We start from the raw sequence: 19,935 nt of genomic DNA, 5'->3' as shown, positions 1-19,935 counted from the left end.
CGACGTGGACATCGGCTTCCGCCGCCGCGGTGGGCGGGCCGGTGCCGCGCCCACCGCGCTCTGGGTGAGCTCAGTCATCGACGTTCTCCGTGAGGGCCGCATCCATCGTCTTGATGAACTCGTCCGGCGTGATGTCGCCCTGCACGAGCAGGGTCAGTTCCTGCTGGAGTCGGGTGTTCGTGGCCGGGTCGAGCTGGGTGTCCCAGGGCATCGCGATCGCCGGTCCGACGCCGTCGGCCTGCGCCACGGAGCTCGCGTACAGCTCGGTCGCGTTCGTGGGGACGGTGGTCTGCGCGGAGGTCGTCGGCGACAGGGCGCCCGTCGCCGCGTAGAGCTCCGGGTAGCGCTCGAGGGCGAACGCGAGGAAGTCGCGCACGAGCGGGTCGTACGTCTTCGCGTTCACGGCCATGCCGATGCCGGAGGGGGTGACGTACTCGTTGTCGGCGGTGACGGCACCGTCGATGGTCGGCAGCGTGAAGGTGCCGACCGCGTCACGGACGCCGGGGTCGAGCGCGTCCGTCGCGAGGTTCGAGAGCTCCCACGTGCCGATGTTGTAGACCGCGGCCTTCCCCGAGGTGAAGAGCGCCTGCGCGTCCGCGTAACCGGTCGAGGAGAAGCCTTCCTGGAAGCAGCCGGCCTGCCCGAGGTCGTACAGCCACTCGGCCGCGGCCTTTCCGGCCGGGTCGGAGAAGGAGGCCTTCCCGGCCTTCAGGTCCTGGATGTACTCGGGACCCGCCATCCGGAACGGGTAGTAGGCCATGTATCGTTCGAGCGGCCACTGGTCCTGACCGTCGAGCGCGATCGGGGTGACGCCCTTGGCGCGGAGCGCCTTGCACATGGCGGGGAAGTCGTCGAGCGTGGCCGGGACGGTGACACCGGCGTCCTCGAGCAGGGAGCGGTTGTACCAGAAGAACTCCAGCTGGAACTCGAACGGCACCATGTAGAGCGAGCCGTCGTCGAACCGTTGGTAGTTGAGCGCCGCCTCGCGGTAGGAGTCGGCGAGACCGAGGTCCTCGAGGAGCAGGTCGACGTCGACCATCCGGCCCTGCTTCGCGAGCTTCTGCGCGAACGGGGTCGCGTCGGTGTCGAAGAGCTCGGGGAGCTTGTTCGCGGCCGCGAGGGTCTCGTACTTCTGGATGTAGGACGGGCGGTCGGGCGTCGTGATGAGGTTCAGCGAGAAGCCGGGGTGGTCCTTCGCGTACTCGTCGGCAATCTGCTCCATCGCGGTGATCACCCCGCCGTCGGCCGGGCGGGAGAGCAGCCACGAGATCTCGCGGGGGACGATGTCGCCCTTCGGGTCGACGTCGGTCGGGTCCGTGGCGCTCGATCCGCCGGCGCAGCCGGAGAGGGCGAGTGCTGCAGCGGCGACGAGCGCCACGAAGGCGGTGCTGCGGGCGGGGCGCATGGTGCGGGGGCGTGCGGTGGTTGGCATGGTCGGAATCTCCGTTGATCGATCACAGGTGGGTGCGGGTGTGCGGGTGGTGGTGCAGTAGGGCGGAGCGTGGTGTCGGGATCAGGACGTGGTGCTGGTGAGGAGTCGGTGTGAGGTGGGGTCGTCGTCGGAGTCGCCGCCGTCGCGTTCCAGGAGCGTGCACGCCTCGACGGTGACGGTCCCTTCACCGACGAAGACGCCGACGCGACCAGCCGGTCGGTCGTAGAGGCGCGTGCTGAGGACGACCGCGTCGTCGACGGTCGCGACGCAGAGGTCGCCGTCGACGATCACCTCGAGCTCGTGCAAGCCGGGGGCGAGGTAGCAGGGGCGTTCGAGTTCGACGACGAACGGGACGTCGCCGGAGATCTGCCACTGCTCCGTGCCGGTGCTGGAGCGGGGCCAGCGGTCGAACACGAGGCGGTCGCGCTTCGGCTCCAGGCGCAGGACGTAGCCCGCGTCGCCGTCGTCGCTCGCCCGGAGGAGGACGCCGCACTCGGTCGTGCCGGGGGCGATGTCGAACCGGGCGACCAGTCGGAAGGAACTCGGTGCGTCCACGGCCGACAGGGCGTCGGCGTACCCGTCGGGGGCGCTCAGGACCGTGCCCGAGGTGATGACGGCGTCCGTCCGCTCCTCGGCGGGTCCGAACGTCTCGCGGAGTTCGACCGGTGGATGGAAGGCGAGGCTGCCGTCGGCACGCTGCTCCGCTTCGAGGACCGACATGGTGCCGGCCCACTGCCAGGCGCCCGCGTCGTGGGCTCCCTCACGCGAGGCGATCCAGCCGAAGAAGAACCGGCGTCCGTCGCGGGCGGCGGACTTCGCCGCGTAGTAGGCGCGACCGTCGAGCGTGTCGTGCTCGGGGACGAGCCAGGGGCCGTGCAGGGTGCGGGACATCCGGTAGCGCGTCGTGAACGACTCACTGAACTCGGAGTACACGAGGTACCACCAGTCGCCCCATTGGAAGACCTCGGGGCACTCGTGGGCGATGTAGCGGCGCGGGTCCCAGAACGGCTCGACCGGTTCCCAGATCGAGAGGTCCGTGGAGGTGCACTGGGCGATGACGCCGCGACGCCGTTCCGGGCCGTGTGCGTGTCGGGCGGTGATGAGCATCCGCCAGACGGCCGCGTCCTCGTCCCAGAAGACGAACGGGTCCCGCCAGTCGGCGGTCTCATATCCTGCGGTGGCGCCGAAGGTGTCGGCCTCCCGGCGCTCCCAGGTGCGCATGCCGTCGGTGCTGACGGCGTGCATGACGAGTTGCAGCGCCAGACCGTCGGCACCGCGGCGCTCCGGGTGCTGTCCCGTGTAGAAGACGTGGTGGACACCGTCGGGGTCCAGGACGACGCTGCCCGTGTAGACGTTGAAGTCCGGCGCGGACGGTCCGCCCGACGCCAGTGCCTCGCCGAGGTCGTCGAAGTCGACGAGGTTGCGGGTGGTCACGCGATGCCACGGCATGCCGATCTTGGGCACCCGACGTGACTCGTGCAGGTAGAAGAGGTGGAAGACACCGTCCTCCTGCCAGGGGATGACGTCTCCGACCCATGCGCCGTTCGGCTGGTGGAACCCTCGTTGGTTCATGACGTCCTCTGCAGTGAGTGGTTAATCGGTTACGCAGTTACCGTAGCGAGGTGCGGTGAAGATGGTCAAGCGGTTAAGCAAAATTAAGCAGCTCGAGTATCGACTTGCCTCACGCGACATTCGAACGTATGTTCGACACATGACCCGCCCGCATCCGATCCGCCTCGACCACGACACGTGGCTCGTGATGCGGAACGACCCGGTGATCCCGAAGGCGGTCATCGAACGGCGCCGTGATCGGGGTGGTGCCGACGCCTACTTCGTCATCGCCTGGGACATCGATCCACTCAAGCGGGTGTTGATGAGCGTGCAACCGAGCCTGGAACGCGCCGACGCGCTCGTGCGGTACGACGTGCCGCGCACCGCCTCCGACCGCGACGGGCCGCCCAACGGGCTCAAGGCCACCCCGCGCTGATCCACCCTGTCGGAGCGCGCCACCGGGGAGTAGCGTTCCCGCATGGCGATCGATCCGAAGCTGCTCGACTGGTTGCTCGACGCCGACCCGGCCATCCGGTGGCAGGTCGAACGAGACCTGGCGGGAGCGCCACCCGAGGTCTGGGAGGCGACGCGGGGCGCCGTGGCGGCGACCGGGTTCGGTGCCGAGCTGCTCGCGCATCAGGACCCTGACGGACAGTGGGCGGGCGGCGCCTACTTCCCGGCCGGGTTCTTCGGCAGTGCCGAGCAGGAGGAGCCCGGGCAGCCCTGGGTCGGGACCACCTGGGCGCTCAAGGACCTCCGCGAATGGGGTGTCGATGCCGGGGCCCTGACCGACACTGCCGAGCGCCTGACCGCCAACAGTCGCTGGGAGTACGACGATCTGCCGTACTGGGGCGGTGAGGTCGACGTCTGCATCAACTCCTTCACGCTCGCCACCGGCGCCTGGCTCGACGTCGACGTCACCCCGCTCGCCGCCTGGTTCTCCACGCATCGCCTCGCCGACGGCGGCTGGAACTGCGAGGCGGAGGAGGGCGACTCAGTGCGGTCCTCCTTCCACTCGACCCTCAACGCGGTGCGCGGTCTCCTGGCGTATGAGTCGTACACGGGGGACTCGAGTGTTCGTGAGGCCCGGCAAGGTGGCGAGGAGTACCTCTTGACGCGACGACTCCTCAACCGGGCGACGACGGGTGAGCGGGTCGGCCCGTTCGTGGACCACTTCGTCTACCCGAACCGCTACCGCTACAGCGCCCTCGCCGCCCTCGACCATTTCCGGGACGCGTCTCTCGCCGGCGGCACACCCCCGGATCCGCGCCTCGCCGACGCCGTCGAGCTCGTCCGCGCGGCACGGCGGTCGGACGGGATCTGGCTGCAGGGACGGGTCCTCCCCGGACGCGTCTGGTTCGACACCGACGTGCCGGAGGGTGAGCCGTCGAAGTGGCTCACGCTCATCGGTTCCCGGGTCCTCGCCTGGTGGGACGATGCGGACTCGGCAACCGCCCAGCAGACCCATCGACGACGTATGGACGGCTCATAGGAAGCCCATAGCCGGCACGCCGATGCTCGTCTCACCACCGATCGAGACCACCGATCGCAGACGAAGGCGAGGCGCACCATGAGCAGGATCCCGACACCCGAGACCACCCCGGACGGCCCGGCCTACGAGGGCCGCCTGCTCGACCGGGCCGACGAGGAGGTCGTCGACCAGGGCGTCGCGTTCGACCTCGGAACCCTCGTCAGCCGACGCACGGTGCTGAGCCTCGTGGGCGCCGGGGTCGGGGCCGTCGCGCTCGCCGCCTGCTCCACCGGGGCGTCCGGCAGTAGCAGCACGAGCACCGGCGCTGCGAGTACCGGCACGAGCACCGCGACCGCGACCGGCGACCTGCCTACCGGCGAGATCCCCGACGAGACCGCGGGCCCCTACCCGGGCGACGGCTCGAACGGAGCCGACGTGCTCGAGGAGTCCGGCATCGTCCGCAGCGACATCCGATCGAGCATCGGATCGGGTACGACTGCCAGCGGGGTCCCCATGGCCCTCTCGCTGACCATCCTCGACATGGCGAACGGTGACGCCCCGTTCGCCGACGTCGCCGTGTACGTCTGGCACTGCGACGCGTCGGGTGGCTACTCGATGTACTCCGACGGGATCGAGGACGAGACCTACCTCCGCGGCGTCCAGGTCGCCGACAGCTCGGGGACCGTTTCGTACACCTCGATCTTCCCGGCCTGCTACTCGGGCCGGTGGCCGCACATCCACTTCGAGGTGTACCCCACCGTGAACGACATCTCCGACTCCGCGAACGCCATCGCGACCTCCCAGGTCGCCCTCCCGCAGGCGGCGTGCGACACCGTCTACGCGCTGTCCGGCTACGACGGCTCGAGCGCGAACCTCGCCCAGGTGAGTCTCGACGACGACAACGTCTTCGGCGACGACGGCGGTGCACTACAGCTCGCGACGGTGACGGGCGACGCGTCCTCCGGCTATCAGGTGGCGCTCACCGTGCGGGTGGACACCACGACGACGCCGACCGCCGGTGCCGCTCCGTCCGGCGGTGGCGGGGCTGGCGGCGGCGGAGGAACGCCGCCGAGCGGACGCTGACCGCGGCACCTCCACGCACTCCCGTCCCGACCCGCATCGACCCGAAAGGACCCGTCATGGGATTCCTCCAGAACCTCACCGGCTGGCACGCCCTCATCGTCCTCGCCGTCATCCTGCTGTTCTTCGGCGCCGCGAAGCTCCCGAGCCTGGCCCGCAGCGTCGGGCAGTCGGCACGCATCCTGAAGGACGAGGTGTCGGGCGACGCAGATACGCGCGCAGACACTCGCGCCGACACCCCTGCCGCCTGATCATCGGAGCGCATCGTGTTCGGACTCACCATGGACAAGCTGATCGTCATCGGCATCCTCGCGGCCGTGCTCATCGGCCCGAAACAGTTGCCGGTGTACGCCGAGAAACTCGGGGTGCTGGTCCGCACCGTCCGCGACCTCGTCGCCACGACCAAGGCGCGAGCCGCCGAGGAGCTCGGCCCCGAGTTCGACCCGACCGAGTGGAAACGCCTCGACCCTCGACAGTTCGATCCCCGACGGATCATCCAGGAGGCGCTCGTCGAGGAGCGTGGGCCGGTCGCGCAGCCTGAGGAGTCGACGACGTCGGAGGTGCAGGTGGAGCCGACCGTGCCGTCTGTCCCGGCGAAGCCGGTCGCGAGCGGCGGCTGGCAGGCCGCGCTCCTCGAGCGGGTCGGACGCGACGGGGCGGATGCGCACCGCGCACCCGCCCCGATCGTGATCACCGAACGCGTCGTCCTCGACGAACGCGTCGACGAACGCGTCGACGAACCCGCTAGCCGGCGGGCGTCGTGACGCGTCCGTCCTGGCCGTCCGCCGTGGCGCCGGTGGTCGACGCGGGCGGCAGGATGTCGAGCGGCATCGTGTGGGTGTCGATGAGCGGGTTGTCGTCCTGCCCCTTGACGAGTTCCTCCGCCTCGGCCTTCGTCTCGACCGTCGGCACCGAGCCGATGAGCGGACGTCGAGCCGTCTCCCGCATCGTGAGCACGCCGACGCCCGCCACTGCCGCGAAGAACATGATGTAGAACGCGGGCATGAAGGTGTTGCCGGTGAGCTGGATGAGGAACTCGCTGAACAGTGGCGTGGTGCCACCGAAGAGCGAGACCGACAGGTTGTAGGCGATCGCCATCGCGCCGAAGCGGGACGCCGTCGGGAAGAACGCCGGCAGCGAGGCCGCAGACGGTCCCGCCCACAGGGCGACGGGGACGGCGACCATGAACAGGGCGATGAAGATCGCCCAGATCTCGCCGATCTGCATGACCGCGAACGCCGGCACCATGAGGGCGAGGCTCGCGCCGACCGCCATCAGGTAGACGGGCTTGCGACCGAGCTTGTCGGACATCCGGCCGACGAGCGGCAGGCAGGCGGACATGATCAGCAGGACCGGGATGGTCGCGACCGCGGCCGTCAGGTTGGAGACGCCGACGTCCTTCTCGAGGTAGGTCGGCATGTAGCTCGTGAGCGCGTAGCCTGCGGTGTTCGTCGCGGCGACGATCGCCATCGCGATGAGGATCTGGCGCCAGAAGTGACGGAAGATCCCGAAGACACCCTGGCGGGCCATGGGGTCCTCGTGCTCGGACTCGATCCCACCGGCAGTCTCGGCGACCTCGTAGGCCGGGGTCTCGGGGATCTTGAGGCGGAACCACACCGCCACCGCACCGAGCGGCAGGGCGATGAGGAACGGGATGCGCCAACCGAACTCGGTCATCGCGTCGGGGCCGGCGAGGCCCTCCGCGATCAGCGTGGTGAGGGCGACGGTCCCGGCACCGGCCGCGAAGCCGACGTAGGACCCGACGTCGAGCCAGGAGGCCCAGAACCCACGGCGACGGTCGGGTGAGAACTCGGCGACGTAGGTGGACGCGCCGGCGTACTCACCACCGGTCGAGAACCCCTGGATCATCTTGAGGAGGTACAGCGGGGCGATGGCCCACAGCCCGATCTGGGCGGCGGTCGGCAGCACGCCGATGAGCGCGGTGGCTGCAGCCATCATCGACATCGTGAGGAAGAGGATCTTCTTCCGGCCGATCTTGTCGCCGAGTGGTCCGAGCACGAGCCCGCCGAGCGGACGCACGAGGAACGACACGGCGAAGCCGAACAGGGTGACGAGGATGCCGGCCTCAGGAGGGAGGCCCTCGGTGAAGACGACGGTCATCGTGACCGCGAGGTAGCCGTAGATGCCGAAGTCGAACCACTCCATGAAGTTGCCGACGACGGTGCCCGAGATGGCGGTGCGGATGCGCGACCGCTTGACGACGAGGACGTCGTCGACGCGGAGGCGCCTGGTCTTGCGGGCCGGCTTCCGGCCGGTTTTAGGGGAGGGGGATGCGGGGGACGATGATGCCGCGTTGTCGCTGGAGTTCACAAGCAGTACTCGTTTCCTGACAGTCGTGTTGAATCATTCGGCACTCGCGTAATCGCTCAGTGCCCGAGAAATGCCGGAGGATCGCCATGCTGCACTGGCACGGAGCTCGGGGAGCTTCACGTCGGGTGGCGGGTCGTTCTCGGGGAGAACGCGTCCTCTCGGCTCTGGACGGGTATAGACAATACCAGGTGTCCAGTGGCGCCCCTCCCCGCGGTGGTGCGGGCACAATGGACGGCATGGATGTTCGGCGCGGTGTCTGGACCCTCGACGGTGGTCTCGGAACGCTGCTCGAGGCACGCGGGCACGACCTCTCCGACGCGCTGTGGAGTGCTCGTCTGCTCCTGGAGAAGCCACAGTCGATTCTGGACGCTCATCGGGAGTTCTTCGCCGCCGGTGCGCAGATCGCGATCACGGCGTCGTACCAGGTCGGGTTCGAGGCGTTCGAGCAGATCGGCATCTCGGTTCAAGAGACCGAACGGCTCCTGCGATCGAGCGTCGAGCTGGCGCGTGCGGCGCGCGACACGCGGTCGGAATCGGACCCCGACGGCCCGCTCCTCGTCGCCGCGTCGGTCGGTCCGTACGGCGCGACGCTCGGCGACGGCTCGGAGTACCAGGGTGCCTCCGGTCTCAGTCGGACCGAGCTGCGGCAGTGGCACGAGCGGCGTCTGGCAGTGCTGGCCGACGCCGGCCCCGACCTCCTCGCCCTCGAGACCATCCCGACGCTCGACGAGGCGACGGCGCTCGCCGATCTGGTGCGGGGTTCGGGCGTGCCGGCATGGTTGTCGTTCACGGTGGAGGACGGTCGTCTGCGGTCGGGTGAACCGATGGCCGAGGGCTTCCGTCTCGTCGAGCGGATCGACGAGTTCCAGGCCGTCGGTGTCAACTGCTCGCACCCGGACGAGGTCCTCCCGGCCATCGCCGCCGCGCGGTCCGTGACGGACAAGGCCGTGGTGGTTTATCCGAACTCGGGCGAGCGCTGGGACGCCGACGCCCGCTGTTGGCGCGGAGCCGCCGGGGTCGGCGAGGTGGAGGCCTGGCTGGAGGCCGGGGCGACGATCGTCGGCGGCTGCTGCCGGATCATGCCGACCGACATCGCCGACATCCGTGCGCGGGTCGGCCGGGACGCACGTTCCTAGCCGACGTTGAAGCCGCCGTTGCTCGAGAGCACCTGGCCGTTGATCCAGGAGCCCGCCGGCGAGAACAGGAAGCGGACGAGGTCGGCGGTGTCGGACGGCGTGCCGAGCCTGCCGGCGGGCGTCGCCTCGGTGCCCCAGCGGCGGATGTCGTCGGTCATCCAGCCCGTGTCGATCGGACCCGGGTTGATGACGTTCGCCCGCACCCCGCGGTCGCCCAGCTCCACTGCCGCAGCGGTCACGATGCGGTCGAGCGCACCCTTGCTCGCCCCGTAGGGGAGGTTGTTCACGGTGTGATCGCTCGTGAGGGCGACGATGCGACCGGCCACCCGGGGCGGTGCCTCCTGCACGGGGAGCTGTTCGGCGAAGGCCTTGATGAGGAGCCACGTCGCCCGCGCGTTCACGGCGAAGTGGCGGTCCCAGCTGTCGACGTCCGTTGTCAGGATCGAGCTGTCCACCGACTCGCAGTGCGACATGACGAGCCCCGACACGGGACCGAGCTCCGCCGCCCGCCCGACGAGTTCGGCCGGGAACGCCGGGTCGGCGAGGTCACCGGACACGAGCTCGACGGTCACGCCGAGCGCACGGCACTCGTCCGCGATCGCCTCGGGGTCGTCGGGGGTCCGCTCGTAGCCGAGGCGCTCGTCGTAGGGCCGCCAGGCGTTGAGGACGAGGTTCCAGCCGTCCGCGGCGAGGCCGGTGGCGAGTCCCGCGCCGATCGAGCGGCGGCGTCCGACCCCGGTGACGATGGCGATGCGGTCGGTGCTGTTCTCGCGGTCGGCGGCGGTGGCGTCGTCGGTGGAGTCCATCCCGAGACCCTACGCGATGTCGGGCGGTCGCCGACAGGCCGGGTCCGGCTCCGGTCAGGTGGCCAGGAGGCGGCCGGCGATCGCGCGGGCGGTCTCGAACGGTTCGCGGAAGGTGCGCATCCCGACCGTCACGATGGCGCCCTCGTACAGCAGCATGAGTTCGCGGGCGCGCGCTCCGGGGTCGGACAGGCCTGCCTCGGTGATGAGTTCGGCGAAGCGGTCGAGCAGCCACTGCTTCTGCCGGGTGACCTCGGGGAGGACGAGGCCGCTCGTCGCGTGGTCGGGGATCTCCGCGCGTGCGTTGACGGCGCTGCAGCCCTTGGGGCTGTTGTCGTCCGACCAGCCGATCGCCGCGTCGAAGATCGCGAGGACCCGGTCGATCCCGGGCTCCGGGTGTCGGGCGAGGAACTCGTCGACCCAGACGCGCCAGCGGGCGTCGCGATGCTGCAGGTAGGAGAGCACGAGGGCCTCCTTGCTGCCGAAGCGGTCGTAGAGCGTCTTCTTCGTGACCCCGGCCGCCTCGGCGATGGTGTCGACGCCGACCGCGTGGATGCCGTTCTCGTAGAAGAGCACGGAGGCGGCGTCGAGCACGCGTCGGGCGCCCGGCGTGAGGGGTGCGAGCTCTGGAGTGTCGACCGTCATGCGAAAACTATACCAGTCTGTATACTGCGGGAATGAGTAAACAGATCGGTATACCTGTGGTTCGTGCGATCCGAGCGGTCATCGTCCCCCTCGCGGCGATCGGGTTCGTCCTCGCGTGGAGCTCCGGGTTCATCGTCGCCAAGATCGGAACCGAGGACGTGCCGGTGCTCACCGTGCTCCTCTGGCGGTTCGTCCCGCTCGCCGTGGGGCTCGCGATCGTGCTGCTGCTGAGCGGGCAGTGGCGGAACGCCACCCGGGCACAGGCGCGGTCGCAGCTCGTCATCGGCCTCTTCGCGCAGTTCGGCTACGTCGTGTTCGTCTACGCCTCGGTCGCGGTGGGCATCTCGACCGGGACGACCGCGCTCATCGACGCCGTCCAGCCGCTCGTCATCGCGGCACTAGCCGGACCGCTGTTGCATGTGCGGGTTCCAGGGGCCCAGTGGCTGGGACTCGGGATCGGCGCGGTCGGGGTGTTCCTCATCGTGCAGTCCCAGTTCGGCGCCTCGGATGCGCCGCCGATCGCCTACGCCCTGCCCGCACTGGCCATGGTCAGCCTCATCACCGCGACGATCCTGGAACGGCGCTCCGTGCACCGATCCCCGGTCCTCCTCACGCTGACCGTCCACGCGACGGCGACCATGGTGCTCCTCGCGGTGCTCGCCCTCGCGACCGGTGAGGCGGTGCCGCCGGGCGACGCGACCTTCTGGCTGACGACGCTCTTCCTCGCGCTCGTCCCGACGCTGTCGGCCTACGGGCTCTACTGGTGGCTGCTGCGTCGCATCGGGGTCACGGTCCTCAATGCGCTCCTGTTCCTCGTCGCGCCGACGACCGCCGTCGCGGGTGCGCTCCTGTTCCGGGAGCCGTTCACGCTCTTGACGGCCGGCGGGTTCCTGCTCAGTGCGGCGGGCGTCGCCCTCGTGCTCGCGAGCGACGCCCGCGGTCGCGTCGGTGCCCGTCGGGTCAGTGCCCGTCGACTCAGTGCCCCGCCGGCCGCCGATCCTGCTGACGGCGCATCTCCTCGGCCAGTGCCGGATTCCGCTCCGCAAGGTGCGCGGTGATGTCGTCGACCACCTCGGGCGTCTTGTTCTGACTGAGCTTCGCGCGGGCGTCGAAGCGGGTCACACGCATCCGCAGGCCGACCGTCCCCTTCGCGGCCCGCCGGGTGCCGGCCTCGTCCTGGGACAGGTGGCGGCCGTCCGGTCGGTGATCCTCGAAGTGGTCGGTGAGTCGCGAGAGCATCTCGTAGTTCTCGTCCTCACTGAGGACCTCCGGCGTGCCGTACAGGTGCGCGGTGACGTGGTTCCACGTCGGGATCAGCTGGCCCTCCGGGTACCAGCTCGGCGAGACGTAGTCGTGCGGTCCCTGGATGATGACGAGGATCTCGTGCTCGCCGAGCTCATGCGAGCGCTCGTCCGGTCGGCCGAAGTGGCTGACGATCGACAGCTCGTCCCGGTCCTCCTCGAGGATCGCCGGGTAGTGGGAGGCGACGAGTCCGGTGCTCGCGGGCGAGACGAACGTCGCCCACGGGTGGTTGCGGATGAGGCGCTTGACCTCGTCGACGTCGGTCATCAGGTACGTGGGGGTGTGGCGCATGGTGGGGTCACTTCCGGTCGAGACGGGTGCGGACGGCGAGGCCGGCGCACAGGATGACCGCGAGCCCGCCGAGCACGGTGGCCCAGTCGAGTCGCTCGCGGAGGATGAGGGTCGCCCAGATGATGCTCAGCACCGGCTGGACGAGTTGGATCTGGCTGACCCGGGCGATCGGGCCGATGGCGAGTCCGCGATACCAGGCGAAGAAGCCGAGGAACATGCTCACGATGCCGAGGTAGCCGAACGCCAGCCAGGTGCCGATGGCTGCGGTCGGCGGCTGCTGGACGACCGACAGTGCCGTGAGGGCGACCATGAGCGGTGCTGCCACGACGAGCGCCCAGGAGATCGTCTGCCAGGAGCCCAGCTCCCGGGCGAGCAGTCCGCCCTCCGCGTAGCCGACGGCGGCCGCGACGACGGCGCCGAGCAGGAGGAGGTCCGACCAGGCCATCGGCGCGAGGCCGCCGTGCTGCACGGAGGCGAACAGCATCGCCGCGACCGCGCCCGAGCCGGCGAAGACCCAGAAGCGGAGCGTCGGGCGCTCGCCGCCCCGGAGGACGGCGGCGACCGCCGTCGCCGCCGGGAGGAGGCCGATCACCACGGCGCTGTGACCGGCGGGAGCGGTGGTCAGCGCGAAGGAGGTCAGGAGTGGGAATCCGACGACGACGCCGCCGGCGACGATCGCGACGCGAGCCCACTGCATGCCGGTCGGTCGCCGCGCTCGCAGGGTGGCGAGGGTGATCGCGGCGAGCAGGGCTGCGACGACCGCGCGCCCGGAACCGATGAAGAGCGGCGAGAGGCCGACGAGTGCGACCTTCGTGACGGGGACCGTGAACGAGAACGCCAGGACGCCGAGGAAGCCCCAGCCGAGCCCGCTGCGGGATAACACTCGCGCCGGGGTCACGATAACGCTACTCTGTGGATTCATGGACAACGATAGCACCGGGCGGATCGTCGCCGCCATGACCGCTTGGATCGCAGCGGCACCTCCGGGTGCGCGCGTGCCCTCCAATCGGGCGTTGACCGCCGAGTTCGCAGCGAGCCCCGTCACCGTCCAGAACGCGATGCGCCAGCTCGCCGGGCGAGGACTCATCGAGAGTCGGCCGGGCGTCGGCACCTTCGTGCGGGCGGCTCGTCCGGCGCGGTCGGTGGACTACGGCTGGCAGACCGCCGCGCTCGGCGCGCTGCCGTGGCGCTCTGGCGCGCTGTCCTCGGCGCAACGGTCGGTCGCACCCGCCGCGATCGCGATGCACTCCGGATACCCCGCCCGAGAACTGTTGCCCGAACGGCTGGTCCGTGCCGCGCTCACCCGCGCCGCCCGTACCGACGTGGCGATGACCCGATCGCCGGCGGCCGGATCGCCGGAGCTCCAGGCGTGGTTCGCAGCCGACCTCGCGGCAGCCGCACCGCCCGGGGTCACCCCGCCGACCGCCCGGGACGTCATCGTGATCTCCGGCAGTCAGAGCGGACTCAGCTCGATCTTCCGTGCGCTCGTCGGTCCGGGGCAGCCGATGCTCATCGAGTCGCCGAGCTACTGGGGCGCGATCCTCGCGGCCGAGCAGGCGGGCGTGACGCTTGTCCCCGTGCCGACCGGTCCCGACGGACCGGACCCGGACGTCGTGGAGCGCGCGTTCCAGGACACCGGTGCGCGGGCGTTCTACGCACAGCCGACCTTCGCGAATCCGACCGGCGGCCGCTGGTCGCCGGAGACCGGGGTCGCGATCCTCGAGACCGTCCGGCGGCACGGCGCGTTCCTCGTCGAGGACGACTGGGCGCACGACCTCGCTATCGACGTCGACGCCCGGCCGCTCGCCGCGCTCGACGACGACGGACACGTCATCTACCTGCGGTCGCTGACCAAGAGCGTCTCACCGGCGCTGCGGGTCGCCGCCGTCATCGCGCGGGGGCCCGCCCACGACCGGATCCTGGCCGACCTGGCCGCCGAGTCGATGTACATCAGCGGGGTCTTGCAGGCCGCCGCCCTCGACGTCGTCACCCAGCCCGGGTGGCGGTCGCACCTCCGTGGTCTGCGACCGCTCCTCCGGGCCCGGCGGGACCTGCTCGTCGCGTGCCTGCGCGAGCACGCCCCGACGGCGCACCTCGAGCGGTTGCCGCTCGGTGGACTGAACCTGTGGCTGCGGCTCCCCGAAGGCACCGATGTGCCGCGCGTGGTCCGCACCTGCGAGAGTCGTGGGCTCATCGTCTCCGACGGCACCGAGTGGTTCCCGGCGGAGCCCGCGGGGCCCTACCTCCGGGTCAACTACTCCGGCGAGGACGCGGGGCGCTTCGATGAGGCGGCCCGCATCCTCGGCGGTGTCCTGGCGGACGAACGCGCCTGAGGGTGTCCAGGCGACCGCTCGTTACAGGTCGAGCTTCGCGTTGTCGCCGCCGTCGTAGGTCTCGCCGGTGACCTTCGACTTCACGAACGCGACGGCGGTCGCGATCTTGCCGCCGGGGCTGTCCCAGTATTCGGCGCTGTCGGCCGAGAACTTCAGCAGACCGACGCGCGGGTCGGAGGGGCCGTCCGGGAACCAGGCCTCGACGACGCTGTTCCACAGCTCTTCCAGCTTGGCGTGGTCGTCGACGAGCTCGGCGGTGCCGGCGAGCGACACCCATGAGCTGTCCGAGCTCAGCGTGACGCCGGCGTTCGGGTTGACGTCGAGCTGCTGCACGGCGGAGGCGTCCTTGCCGACGATGAACCACAGGTCGCCGTCGAACTCGCGCTCCTGGACGGTGAGCGGGTGGGCGACGAGCTTGCCGTCGAGGTCCACCGTGGTGAGCATCGCGAACCGGAAGTCCGCGAGCAGCTTGTTGAGGGTCGTGTAGGGGTCGGTGTCTCCGGCCATGAGGGTCTCCTTCGTCTCGTCGACCGGCCCGTCGGTGTCGGGGTGCCGGTCTGCGTGGCTCGCAGCCTACGACTCGCGGCTCCGACCGCACCTGGATGGTGCCGACCGTTGACGCGAGGCCGATCTTCTGCTCCTGCGGCGACTCCGGTCGTCGTGTCCGGTCGCCGTCTCCCGTCGACGTCTCCGGTCGCCCTATCGCACATCTCGTGCGCGAGCGCCATGCTCCCGTCGTTCCCGGGTCCGCTCACTACCCTGGACTCTTCACCACCGTAGGGAGAGACACATGAACACCTCATCGCTCACGAACCAGATCAACGAGGCGCTCGCGGCACTTGGCGGCGGTCCGTTCCTCACGACGAAGACCACCGAGAAGGACGCCACGACCACGGTCACCGGCACCCTCGGCGACAGCGAGATCCACATCGACTTCATCGAGGAGGGCAACGGCACCGAGGCCGAGAAGGACCACACGGTCGTCGTCCGCGACGCCTTGGGCAAGCAGATCGGCGAGGGGCGCGGCGACTCGACCTTCGCCGACGCCATCTCCGCCTTCGGATGGGCGGGCGTGCTCGACGCCGTCAAGAACGGCTGATCGCGCCATCATGACCTCCAGGGCCCGGTCTCGTCCGCATTCGCGGTGGGCCGGGCCCTGCGTCGTCTCCAGGAGGCACCCGTGACGCCGGGATCGGACGGCGGGCCGGTGGAGGACGACCACTGGTTCGTGGTGAACGGCAGGCGCTGGCGCCGGACGGATCCGATTCTGCCGTCGGAGCTCGTCGCGTCCCTGCAGTCCCACCTCGGCCGCGGGCGCTCCGGCGTCGGCGTCGCGAAGCGGGCGGGTGACGACGGCGCGGTCGCTGCCGCCCGCCGTCGCGTCGGCCTCGCCAAGCACGGGCTCGGTGAACGCGGCCCGAAGTGGTGGGACGAGCCGGAGGGCGATCGTCTCGAGCGCGCCGAGGCGGCACTGCGTGAGCTCGAGGCGCTCGACGAGTCACCGCCAGGGTGATCCGGCCGGGTGGACGTGCTCTCCGCCCGCTCTTGCGTTCTGATCGGTCTCGGCATATCGTTTATCGATACCAACGACAATCGATATGGATGTGATGATCATGACCGAGTCCACCGATCGCCCGACGCCGTCCGGCTTCGACCACGCGGCCTGGCAGGCCGCGAAGACCCAGCGCTCCACCCGCAACGACCTCGTGTCCGTGCTCGGTGCCGCCGTCGTCGCGGCGGGGGCCGTCGTCGTCACGCTCGTCCTCCGGCTGCTCGATATCTTCGGCACCGACGGGACCCGGGTGCCCGTGTTCTTCGACGCCGTCGATGCAGTCCTGCCGGGTGCGGCAGGAGCCGGCTCCTTCACGATCGACCAGGGTTCGGTCGTCGTGGCCGACCTTCCGGTGGTGACCCTCGTATGTGTGCTGCTCGCCGCGGTCCTGCCGGCGATCGCGAACCTCGTGGTCATCGTCTGCGCGTTCCGCTTCTTCCGCCGCCTGCTGCGTGGCGACGCCTTCGCCCCCGGGAACGCACGGCTGCTCTCGATCGCCTCCATCGCCATCCTCTGCGGGTGGATCGCGGACACCTGGTTCGGCACGATGGCGTCGAACGGCGCGCTCGCGGCCGCGACCGACGGCGCCGTCGAAGGAACCCCCTATCCGCTCACCTGGATCCCGGTGCTCGTCGCCATGGCGGTCGGCGGCCTCGCGATCGCCTTCCGCACCGGTGAGCGCCTGCGCGCCGACACCGAGGGACTCGTCTGATGGTGCCGGCGCCCGAGGAGGACGTCGCGACCGGCGTGCACTGCAACCTCGACCGGTTGCTCGCCGACCGCGGTCTCACCCTCGCCCGGCTCAGCGAGCTCGTCGGGGTGAGCGTGGTGAACCTGTCGGTGCTGAAGAACGACCGCGCGAAGGCGATCCGGTTCTCGACGCTGACGTCGATCTGCCGGGTGCTCGACTGCACGGTCGGCGAACTGCTGGAGCTCGACGACGCCCGCTGAGCGGTCCGGTACCGACCGTCAGCGCCGGCGTTCCCGGAGCAGCAACTGCGTGAGGTACAGGCCGCCGACGACCACCGTGACGACGCCGACCGGCACCGTCAGCGGGATCAGATGCTGGGCCACGAGGTCGGACGCGAGGAGCAGGAGGCCGCCGACGAGTCCTGTCGCGACCAGCGGGATGCCCGGCGAGCGGGTCAGCCGGCGTGCGATCTGCGGAGCGGCCAGGGCGATGAACGCGATCGGGCCGGCGACCGCGGTCACCGCGCTCACCAGCGCGACCGCGAGGCCGATGAGGATGGCGCGTTCGCGGGTGAGGCGCACCCCGGTCGCGGCGGCCACGTCGTCGCCGAGTTCCAGCTGGCGGAGCGGACGGGCGGCGAACGGCAGAATCGCGAAGAGCACCACGAGGCACGCGAGTGACGGCCAGACGACGGTCGCGGTCGCGGTGTTGAGCGTCCCCGCACCCCAGGCCGCCGCGAAGAGCGCGACGTCGAGGTCGGCTCGGAGCAGCAGCCAGCTGTTGAACGCGGCGAGCATGGCCGAGACGCCGATGCCCACGACGATGAAGCGGAAGCCCGACAAGCCCTGGCGGAGGGCCAGCAGGAAGATCGCGACCGCGGCAGCCAGGCCGCCGAGCAGCGATCCGGCCATCAATGTCGGCCAGCTGCCGCCGAGCAGGAGGAGCGCGACGAGCATCCCAGTGAACGAGCCGTTCGCGAGGCCGATGATGTCGGGGCTCGCGAGCGGATTCCGGGTGAGCGTCTGGAAGATCGCTCCCGAGACACCGAGCGCTGCGCCGAAGCCGATCGCCGCGAGGACCCGGGGCAGGCGCCAGTCCAGCACGACGGTGCGCGCCAGGCCGTCGACGCGTCCGGTGAGGACGCCGATCACCTCGTCGGTGGTCAGCGGGTAGTCGCCGAGCGCGAGACCGGCGATCGCCGCGACGACGATCGCCAGGACGACGGCGGCGCAGACGAGGAGGGTGCGTCGTGCAGGTCGGCGTCCGGTGCTCGGACCTGCGGTCACTCGTTCCCGTGTCGTGTTCACAGGCCCGAGGCCGTTCTGCGTCGGGCGAGCGCGATGAGGACGGGCGCCCCGACGAACGCGGTCACGAGCCCGACGGGCATCTCGCCCGGGAGCACCGCGATCCGTCCGACGACGTCGGAGCACAGCACGAGGACGCAGCCGACGAGGACCGAACCCCCGAGGATGCGGCGCTGATCGCTGCCGACCGACCAACGTACGAGGTGGGGCACGACGAGGCCGACGAAGGCGATCGGGCCGGCGATCGCGGTGGCGCCACCGGCGAGCAGCGTCACCGAGGCGAGCACCAGGATGCGACTGCGCGCGACGCTGACGCCCTGTGATCTGGCGACGTCCGGGCCGAGGGCGATCGCGTTGAGGCTTCGCGCGCTCGCGGCGGCCAGGACGAGCCCCACGGCGAGGAAGGGGAGGACCGGCACGACGACACCGAGGTCGCGTTCGAGCAGGCTGCCGGCGTTCCAGCCGCGCATCCGGTCGAACGCGTCGGGGTGCGTGATCGCGATCCCCGTCGTCAGCCCGGCGAGCACGGCGCCGAAGGCGACACCCGTGACGGTGAGGCGGGCGGTGGAGGACTGCTCACGCCCGCCGGAACCGATCGCGTACACGACGAGGGTGACGACGAGCGCCCCACCGCAGGCGAGCCAGGCGATGTCGCCCGGCGCCCGGACGCCGAGGAACGCCAGGCCGACGGCGACCGCGAAGCCTGCCCCGGCGTTGACCCCGAGGATGCCGGGGTCGGCGAGCGGGTTCCGGGTGAACGCCTGCATGAGCGCACCAGCGACACCCAGGGCCGCACCGACGGCCAGCGCCGCGACCGTGCGCGGCACCCGCTGGTCCCACACGACGAAGTCCGCCTCGTCCGAGCCCGTGCCGAGGAGCGCCGCACGGACGTCATCCGACGCGACGGGGTTCGCTCCGACGAACAGCGACAGGAGGACGGCGACCGCGAGCACCGCGACGCCCGCGAGCAGTACGACGAGCAGGCGGTGGCGCCGCGGCGCCCGTCCTCTCACCGAGGTGTCGCGGACGGTCACGATCGCGGTCGGGTTCGTCACGACCCGTCGGAGAGCAGCCGGTCGAGGTCGTCGAGGACGGCCATACCGCCGAGGGGGCCGACGCCGGTGATCCAGAAGGACTGGTCGACGAGGTGCAACTCGGGGAAGGCGTCCGTGTTCGCGGTGAGGGAGGCCGGCAGCGTCGAGGTGTCGTCGGGGTCGACGCTCGTCACGAAGACCTGGTCGGCCTTCGCCTCGAGCACGCGCTCGGGGGAGAGGTCGAGGGAGATGTCCTCCCAGGCGTGTTCGGGCGTCGTGAACCCGGCGCACTCGAGGGTGCTGCCGGCGAAGGAGGTGGGGCCGTACAGCGTCAGGACGCCGTCGCGCGGGCGGATCAGCTGTGCCGTCTTGCCGGCCGTGTCGTGTTCCTTGGCGATCTCGCCGCAGCGTGCGTCGTAGGCGTCGAGGAGTCCGTCCGCGCCGTCCGGGTCCCCGAGTGCCTCGGCGACGAACTGCACGTTGTCGCGCCAGGGGTCGGTCTGCGTCGCCATGAAGACGGTCGGCGCGATCTCGGACAACTGGTCGTAGAGGGCGGAGTGCCGCGACTCGGTGCCGATGATGAGGTCGGGCTTCGCAGCGGCGATCAGCTGCACGTTCGGCTCCGCCACGGTCCCGACGGTGGGGATGTCGGCGGCCTGCTCGCCGAGGTAGGCGGGGACGCCGGCGGTCTCGTTCAGCACCGCTGCGCCCACCGGGGTGATGCCGAGCGCGACGGTCGTGTCGAGCTGCACCGGTTCGAGCACGACGACCCGCTTGGGTGCGTCGGGGATGCTGGTCTCGCCGTGGGCGTGCTCCATGACGTGCGTCGCGCTCGTCGCGGTGTCCGAGGGGGTCGAGGCGCTCGAGCTGCTGCAGGCGGAGAGGCCGAGGGCGGCGATGGAGAGGGCGGCGATGGAGAGGGCGGTGACAGCGACGAGACGTCGACGATCGGCGAGGAGGAGGGGCACGGATCACCTTT

23 protein-coding genes are annotated in these 19,935 nt (G+C 70.5%); 12 read left to right on the top strand and 11 right to left on the bottom strand.

Features of this window, described 5'->3' with window-relative positions; genetic code table 11:
* Window positions 1–70: 70 nt before the first annotated feature.
* Window positions 71–1,432 carry an ABC transporter substrate-binding protein gene (locus tag B9Y95_RS13205; protein ID WP_234994105.1) on the bottom strand — a complete coding sequence of 454 codons (1,362 nt, stop codon included), beginning with the start codon at window positions 1,430–1,432 and terminating at the stop codon, window positions 71–73.
* An 81-nt stretch (window positions 1,433–1,513) separates the two neighbouring features.
* Window positions 1,514–3,004 carry a glycoside hydrolase family protein gene (locus tag B9Y95_RS13200; RefSeq protein WP_085512321.1) on the bottom strand — a complete coding sequence of 497 codons (1,491 nt, stop codon included), beginning with the start codon at window positions 3,002–3,004 and terminating at the stop codon, window positions 1,514–1,516.
* Between the two features lie 139 nt (window positions 3,005–3,143).
* On the opposite strand from B9Y95_RS13200, the gene B9Y95_RS13195 reads away from it, so the two are divergent.
* The 5 genes from B9Y95_RS13195 to B9Y95_RS13175 all read left to right on the top strand — a co-directional run bounded on the left by B9Y95_RS13195 (window position 3,144) and on the right by B9Y95_RS13175 (window position 6,298).
* Window positions 3,144–3,419, top strand: a complete 276-nt coding sequence (locus B9Y95_RS13195; protein WP_085512320.1) for a hypothetical protein — start codon at window positions 3,144–3,146, stop codon at window positions 3,417–3,419.
* Window positions 3,420–3,461: 42 nt separating this feature from the next.
* Window positions 3,462–4,475 carry a squalene cyclase gene (locus B9Y95_RS13190; protein WP_085512319.1) on the top strand — a complete coding sequence of 338 codons (1,014 nt, stop codon included), beginning with the start codon at window positions 3,462–3,464 and terminating at the stop codon, window positions 4,473–4,475.
* A gap of 78 nt (window positions 4,476–4,553) precedes the next feature.
* The gene (locus B9Y95_RS13185; protein WP_085512318.1) at window positions 4,554–5,537 is read left to right on the top strand and encodes an intradiol ring-cleavage dioxygenase; all 984 of its coding nucleotides are present in this window, start codon (window positions 4,554–4,556) and stop codon (window positions 5,535–5,537) included.
* Between the two features lie 56 nt (window positions 5,538–5,593).
* A complete protein-coding gene (locus tag B9Y95_RS13180; protein ID WP_079706953.1) occupies window positions 5,594–5,785 on the top strand; it encodes a twin-arginine translocase TatA/TatE family subunit in 192 nt (63 codons plus the stop codon).
* A 15-nt stretch (window positions 5,786–5,800) separates the two neighbouring features.
* The gene (locus B9Y95_RS13175; protein ID WP_200811416.1) at window positions 5,801–6,298 is read left to right on the top strand and encodes a twin-arginine translocase TatA/TatE family subunit; all 498 of its coding nucleotides are present in this window, start codon (window positions 5,801–5,803) and stop codon (window positions 6,296–6,298) included.
* On the opposite strand, the gene B9Y95_RS13170 is transcribed toward B9Y95_RS13175, so the two are convergent.
* On the bottom strand, window positions 6,279–7,865 hold the full coding sequence (locus B9Y95_RS13170; RefSeq protein ID WP_085512317.1) for an MFS transporter: 1,587 nt from the start codon (window positions 7,863–7,865) through the stop codon (window positions 6,279–6,281). The two genes, B9Y95_RS13175 and B9Y95_RS13170, sit on opposite strands and share 20 nt — an antisense overlap.
* 236 nt (window positions 7,866–8,101) lie before the next feature.
* Between B9Y95_RS13170 and mmuM the strand changes: the two genes are divergently transcribed.
* Window positions 8,102–9,001: a homocysteine S-methyltransferase gene (gene mmuM / locus B9Y95_RS13165; protein ID WP_234994104.1), complete on the top strand. Its 900-nt coding sequence runs from the start codon at window positions 8,102–8,104 to the stop codon at window positions 8,999–9,001.
* Here mmuM and B9Y95_RS13160 read toward each other — a convergent pair.
* On the bottom strand, window positions 8,998–9,807 hold the full coding sequence (locus tag B9Y95_RS13160; RefSeq protein ID WP_085512315.1) for an SDR family oxidoreductase: 810 nt from the start codon (window positions 9,805–9,807) through the stop codon (window positions 8,998–9,000). The genes mmuM and B9Y95_RS13160 overlap by 4 nt on opposite strands.
* 54 nt (window positions 9,808–9,861) lie before the next feature.
* Complete coding sequence (locus tag B9Y95_RS13155; RefSeq protein ID WP_085512314.1) at window positions 9,862–10,449, bottom strand: TetR/AcrR family transcriptional regulator; 588 nt, start codon at window positions 10,447–10,449, stop codon at window positions 9,862–9,864.
* A gap of 32 nt (window positions 10,450–10,481) precedes the next feature.
* On the opposite strand from B9Y95_RS13155, the gene B9Y95_RS13150 reads away from it, so the two are divergent.
* On the top strand, window positions 10,482–11,507 hold the full coding sequence (locus B9Y95_RS13150; protein WP_085512313.1) for a DMT family transporter: 1,026 nt from the start codon (window positions 10,482–10,484) through the stop codon (window positions 11,505–11,507).
* Here the strand turns inward: B9Y95_RS13150 and B9Y95_RS13145 are convergent.
* A complete protein-coding gene (locus tag B9Y95_RS13145; RefSeq protein WP_085512312.1) occupies window positions 11,425–12,042 on the bottom strand; it encodes an FMN-binding negative transcriptional regulator in 618 nt (205 codons plus the stop codon). The genes B9Y95_RS13150 and B9Y95_RS13145 overlap by 83 nt on opposite strands.
* Before the next feature lie 7 nt (window positions 12,043–12,049).
* Window positions 12,050–12,964 carry a DMT family transporter gene (locus tag B9Y95_RS13140; protein WP_085512311.1) on the bottom strand — a complete coding sequence of 305 codons (915 nt, stop codon included), beginning with the start codon at window positions 12,962–12,964 and terminating at the stop codon, window positions 12,050–12,052.
* On the opposite strand from B9Y95_RS13140, the gene B9Y95_RS13135 reads away from it, so the two are divergent.
* Window positions 12,963–14,375 (top strand): aminotransferase-like domain-containing protein, encoded by a 1,413-nt coding sequence (locus B9Y95_RS13135; protein WP_085512310.1) that lies wholly within the window; start codon window positions 12,963–12,965, stop codon window positions 14,373–14,375. The two genes, B9Y95_RS13140 and B9Y95_RS13135, sit on opposite strands and share 2 nt — an antisense overlap.
* 21 nt (window positions 14,376–14,396) lie before the next feature.
* Here B9Y95_RS13135 and B9Y95_RS13130 read toward each other — a convergent pair whose 3' ends face one another.
* Window positions 14,397–14,882, bottom strand: a complete 486-nt coding sequence (locus B9Y95_RS13130) for a pyridoxamine 5'-phosphate oxidase family protein (protein ID WP_085512309.1) — start codon at window positions 14,880–14,882, stop codon at window positions 14,397–14,399.
* A gap of 283 nt (window positions 14,883–15,165) precedes the next feature.
* Here B9Y95_RS13130 and B9Y95_RS13125 point away from each other — a divergent pair, with 283 nt between their 5' ends.
* The 4 genes from B9Y95_RS13125 (at window position 15,166) to B9Y95_RS13110 (ending at window position 16,878) form a co-directional block, all read left to right on the top strand.
* Window positions 15,166–15,474: a hypothetical protein gene (locus tag B9Y95_RS13125; protein ID WP_085512308.1), complete on the top strand. Its 309-nt coding sequence runs from the start codon at window positions 15,166–15,168 to the stop codon at window positions 15,472–15,474.
* A gap of 81 nt (window positions 15,475–15,555) precedes the next feature.
* Complete coding sequence (locus tag B9Y95_RS13120) at window positions 15,556–15,888, top strand: biopolymer transporter Tol (protein ID WP_200811415.1); 333 nt, start codon at window positions 15,556–15,558, stop codon at window positions 15,886–15,888.
* 100 nt (window positions 15,889–15,988) lie between these two features.
* The gene (locus tag B9Y95_RS13115) at window positions 15,989–16,639 is read left to right on the top strand and encodes a DUF2975 domain-containing protein (protein WP_143736476.1); all 651 of its coding nucleotides are present in this window, start codon (window positions 15,989–15,991) and stop codon (window positions 16,637–16,639) included.
* Window positions 16,639–16,878: a helix-turn-helix domain-containing protein gene (locus B9Y95_RS13110; RefSeq protein ID WP_085512306.1), complete on the top strand. Its 240-nt coding sequence runs from the start codon at window positions 16,639–16,641 to the stop codon at window positions 16,876–16,878. Before B9Y95_RS13115 ends, B9Y95_RS13110 begins: the two co-directional genes overlap by 1 nt.
* A gap of 18 nt (window positions 16,879–16,896) precedes the next feature.
* Here the strand turns inward: B9Y95_RS13110 and B9Y95_RS13105 are convergent, their stop codons facing one another.
* From B9Y95_RS13105 to B9Y95_RS13095, 3 genes are read right to left on the bottom strand one after another with little or no spacing between them, the layout of a single operon-like run.
* A complete protein-coding gene (locus B9Y95_RS13105) occupies window positions 16,897–17,904 on the bottom strand; it encodes a FecCD family ABC transporter permease (RefSeq protein WP_085512305.1) in 1,008 nt (335 codons plus the stop codon).
* Window positions 17,905–17,921: 17 nt separating this feature from the next.
* A complete protein-coding gene (locus B9Y95_RS13100) occupies window positions 17,922–18,977 on the bottom strand; it encodes a FecCD family ABC transporter permease (RefSeq protein ID WP_234994103.1) in 1,056 nt (351 codons plus the stop codon).
* On the bottom strand, window positions 18,974–19,924 hold the full coding sequence (locus B9Y95_RS13095; protein ID WP_085512304.1) for an ABC transporter substrate-binding protein: 951 nt from the start codon (window positions 19,922–19,924) through the stop codon (window positions 18,974–18,976). The genes B9Y95_RS13100 and B9Y95_RS13095 overlap by 4 nt, the downstream gene beginning before the upstream one ends.
* Between the last annotated feature and the right edge of the window lie 11 nt (window positions 19,925–19,935).

This window comes from Plantibacter flavus (genome assembly GCF_900177615.1).
Lineage (GTDB): Bacteria > Actinomycetota > Actinomycetes > Actinomycetales > Microbacteriaceae > Plantibacter > Plantibacter flavus.
The sequence above is the reverse complement of the archived record's forward strand: the minus strand, read 5'-3'. Positions and strand labels throughout refer to the sequence as shown.

Bases quoted from the DNA above. Each gene is read 5' to 3' on its own strand.
- B9Y95_RS13190 (WP_085512319.1), top strand. From the start codon at position 3,462: ATGGCGATCGATCCGAAGCTGCTCGACTGGTTGCTCGACGCCGACCCG.
- B9Y95_RS13180 (WP_079706953.1), top strand. From the start codon at position 5,594: ATGGGATTCCTCCAGAACCTCACCGGCTGGCACGCCCTCATCGTCCTC.
- mmuM (WP_234994104.1), top strand. From the start codon at position 8,102: ATGGATGTTCGGCGCGGTGTCTGGACCCTCGACGGTGGTCTCGGAACG.
- B9Y95_RS13185 (WP_085512318.1), top strand. From the start codon at position 4,554: ATGAGCAGGATCCCGACACCCGAGACCACCCCGGACGGCCCGGCCTAC.
- B9Y95_RS13110 (WP_085512306.1), top strand. From the start codon at position 16,639: ATGGTGCCGGCGCCCGAGGAGGACGTCGCGACCGGCGTGCACTGCAAC.
- B9Y95_RS13115 (WP_143736476.1), top strand. From the start codon at position 15,989: ATGACCGAGTCCACCGATCGCCCGACGCCGTCCGGCTTCGACCACGCG.
- B9Y95_RS13125 (WP_085512308.1), top strand. From the start codon at position 15,166: ATGAACACCTCATCGCTCACGAACCAGATCAACGAGGCGCTCGCGGCA.
- B9Y95_RS13160 (WP_085512315.1), bottom strand. From the start codon at position 9,807: ATGGACTCCACCGACGACGCCACCGCCGCCGACCGCGAGAACAGCACC.
- B9Y95_RS13150 (WP_085512313.1), top strand. From the start codon at position 10,482: ATGAGTAAACAGATCGGTATACCTGTGGTTCGTGCGATCCGAGCGGTC.
- B9Y95_RS13140 (WP_085512311.1), bottom strand. From the start codon at position 12,964: ATGAATCCACAGAGTAGCGTTATCGTGACCCCGGCGCGAGTGTTATCC.
- B9Y95_RS13205 (WP_234994105.1), bottom strand. From the start codon at position 1,432: ATGCCAACCACCGCACGCCCCCGCACCATGCGCCCCGCCCGCAGCACC.
- B9Y95_RS13155 (WP_085512314.1), bottom strand. From the start codon at position 10,449: ATGACGGTCGACACTCCAGAGCTCGCACCCCTCACGCCGGGCGCCCGA.
- B9Y95_RS13130 (WP_085512309.1), bottom strand. From the start codon at position 14,882: ATGGCCGGAGACACCGACCCCTACACGACCCTCAACAAGCTGCTCGCG.
- B9Y95_RS13135 (WP_085512310.1), top strand. From the start codon at position 12,963: ATGGACAACGATAGCACCGGGCGGATCGTCGCCGCCATGACCGCTTGG.
- B9Y95_RS13200 (WP_085512321.1), bottom strand. From the start codon at position 3,004: ATGAACCAACGAGGGTTCCACCAGCCGAACGGCGCATGGGTCGGAGAC.
- B9Y95_RS13195 (WP_085512320.1), top strand. From the start codon at position 3,144: ATGACCCGCCCGCATCCGATCCGCCTCGACCACGACACGTGGCTCGTG.
- B9Y95_RS13145 (WP_085512312.1), bottom strand. From the start codon at position 12,042: ATGCGCCACACCCCCACGTACCTGATGACCGACGTCGACGAGGTCAAG.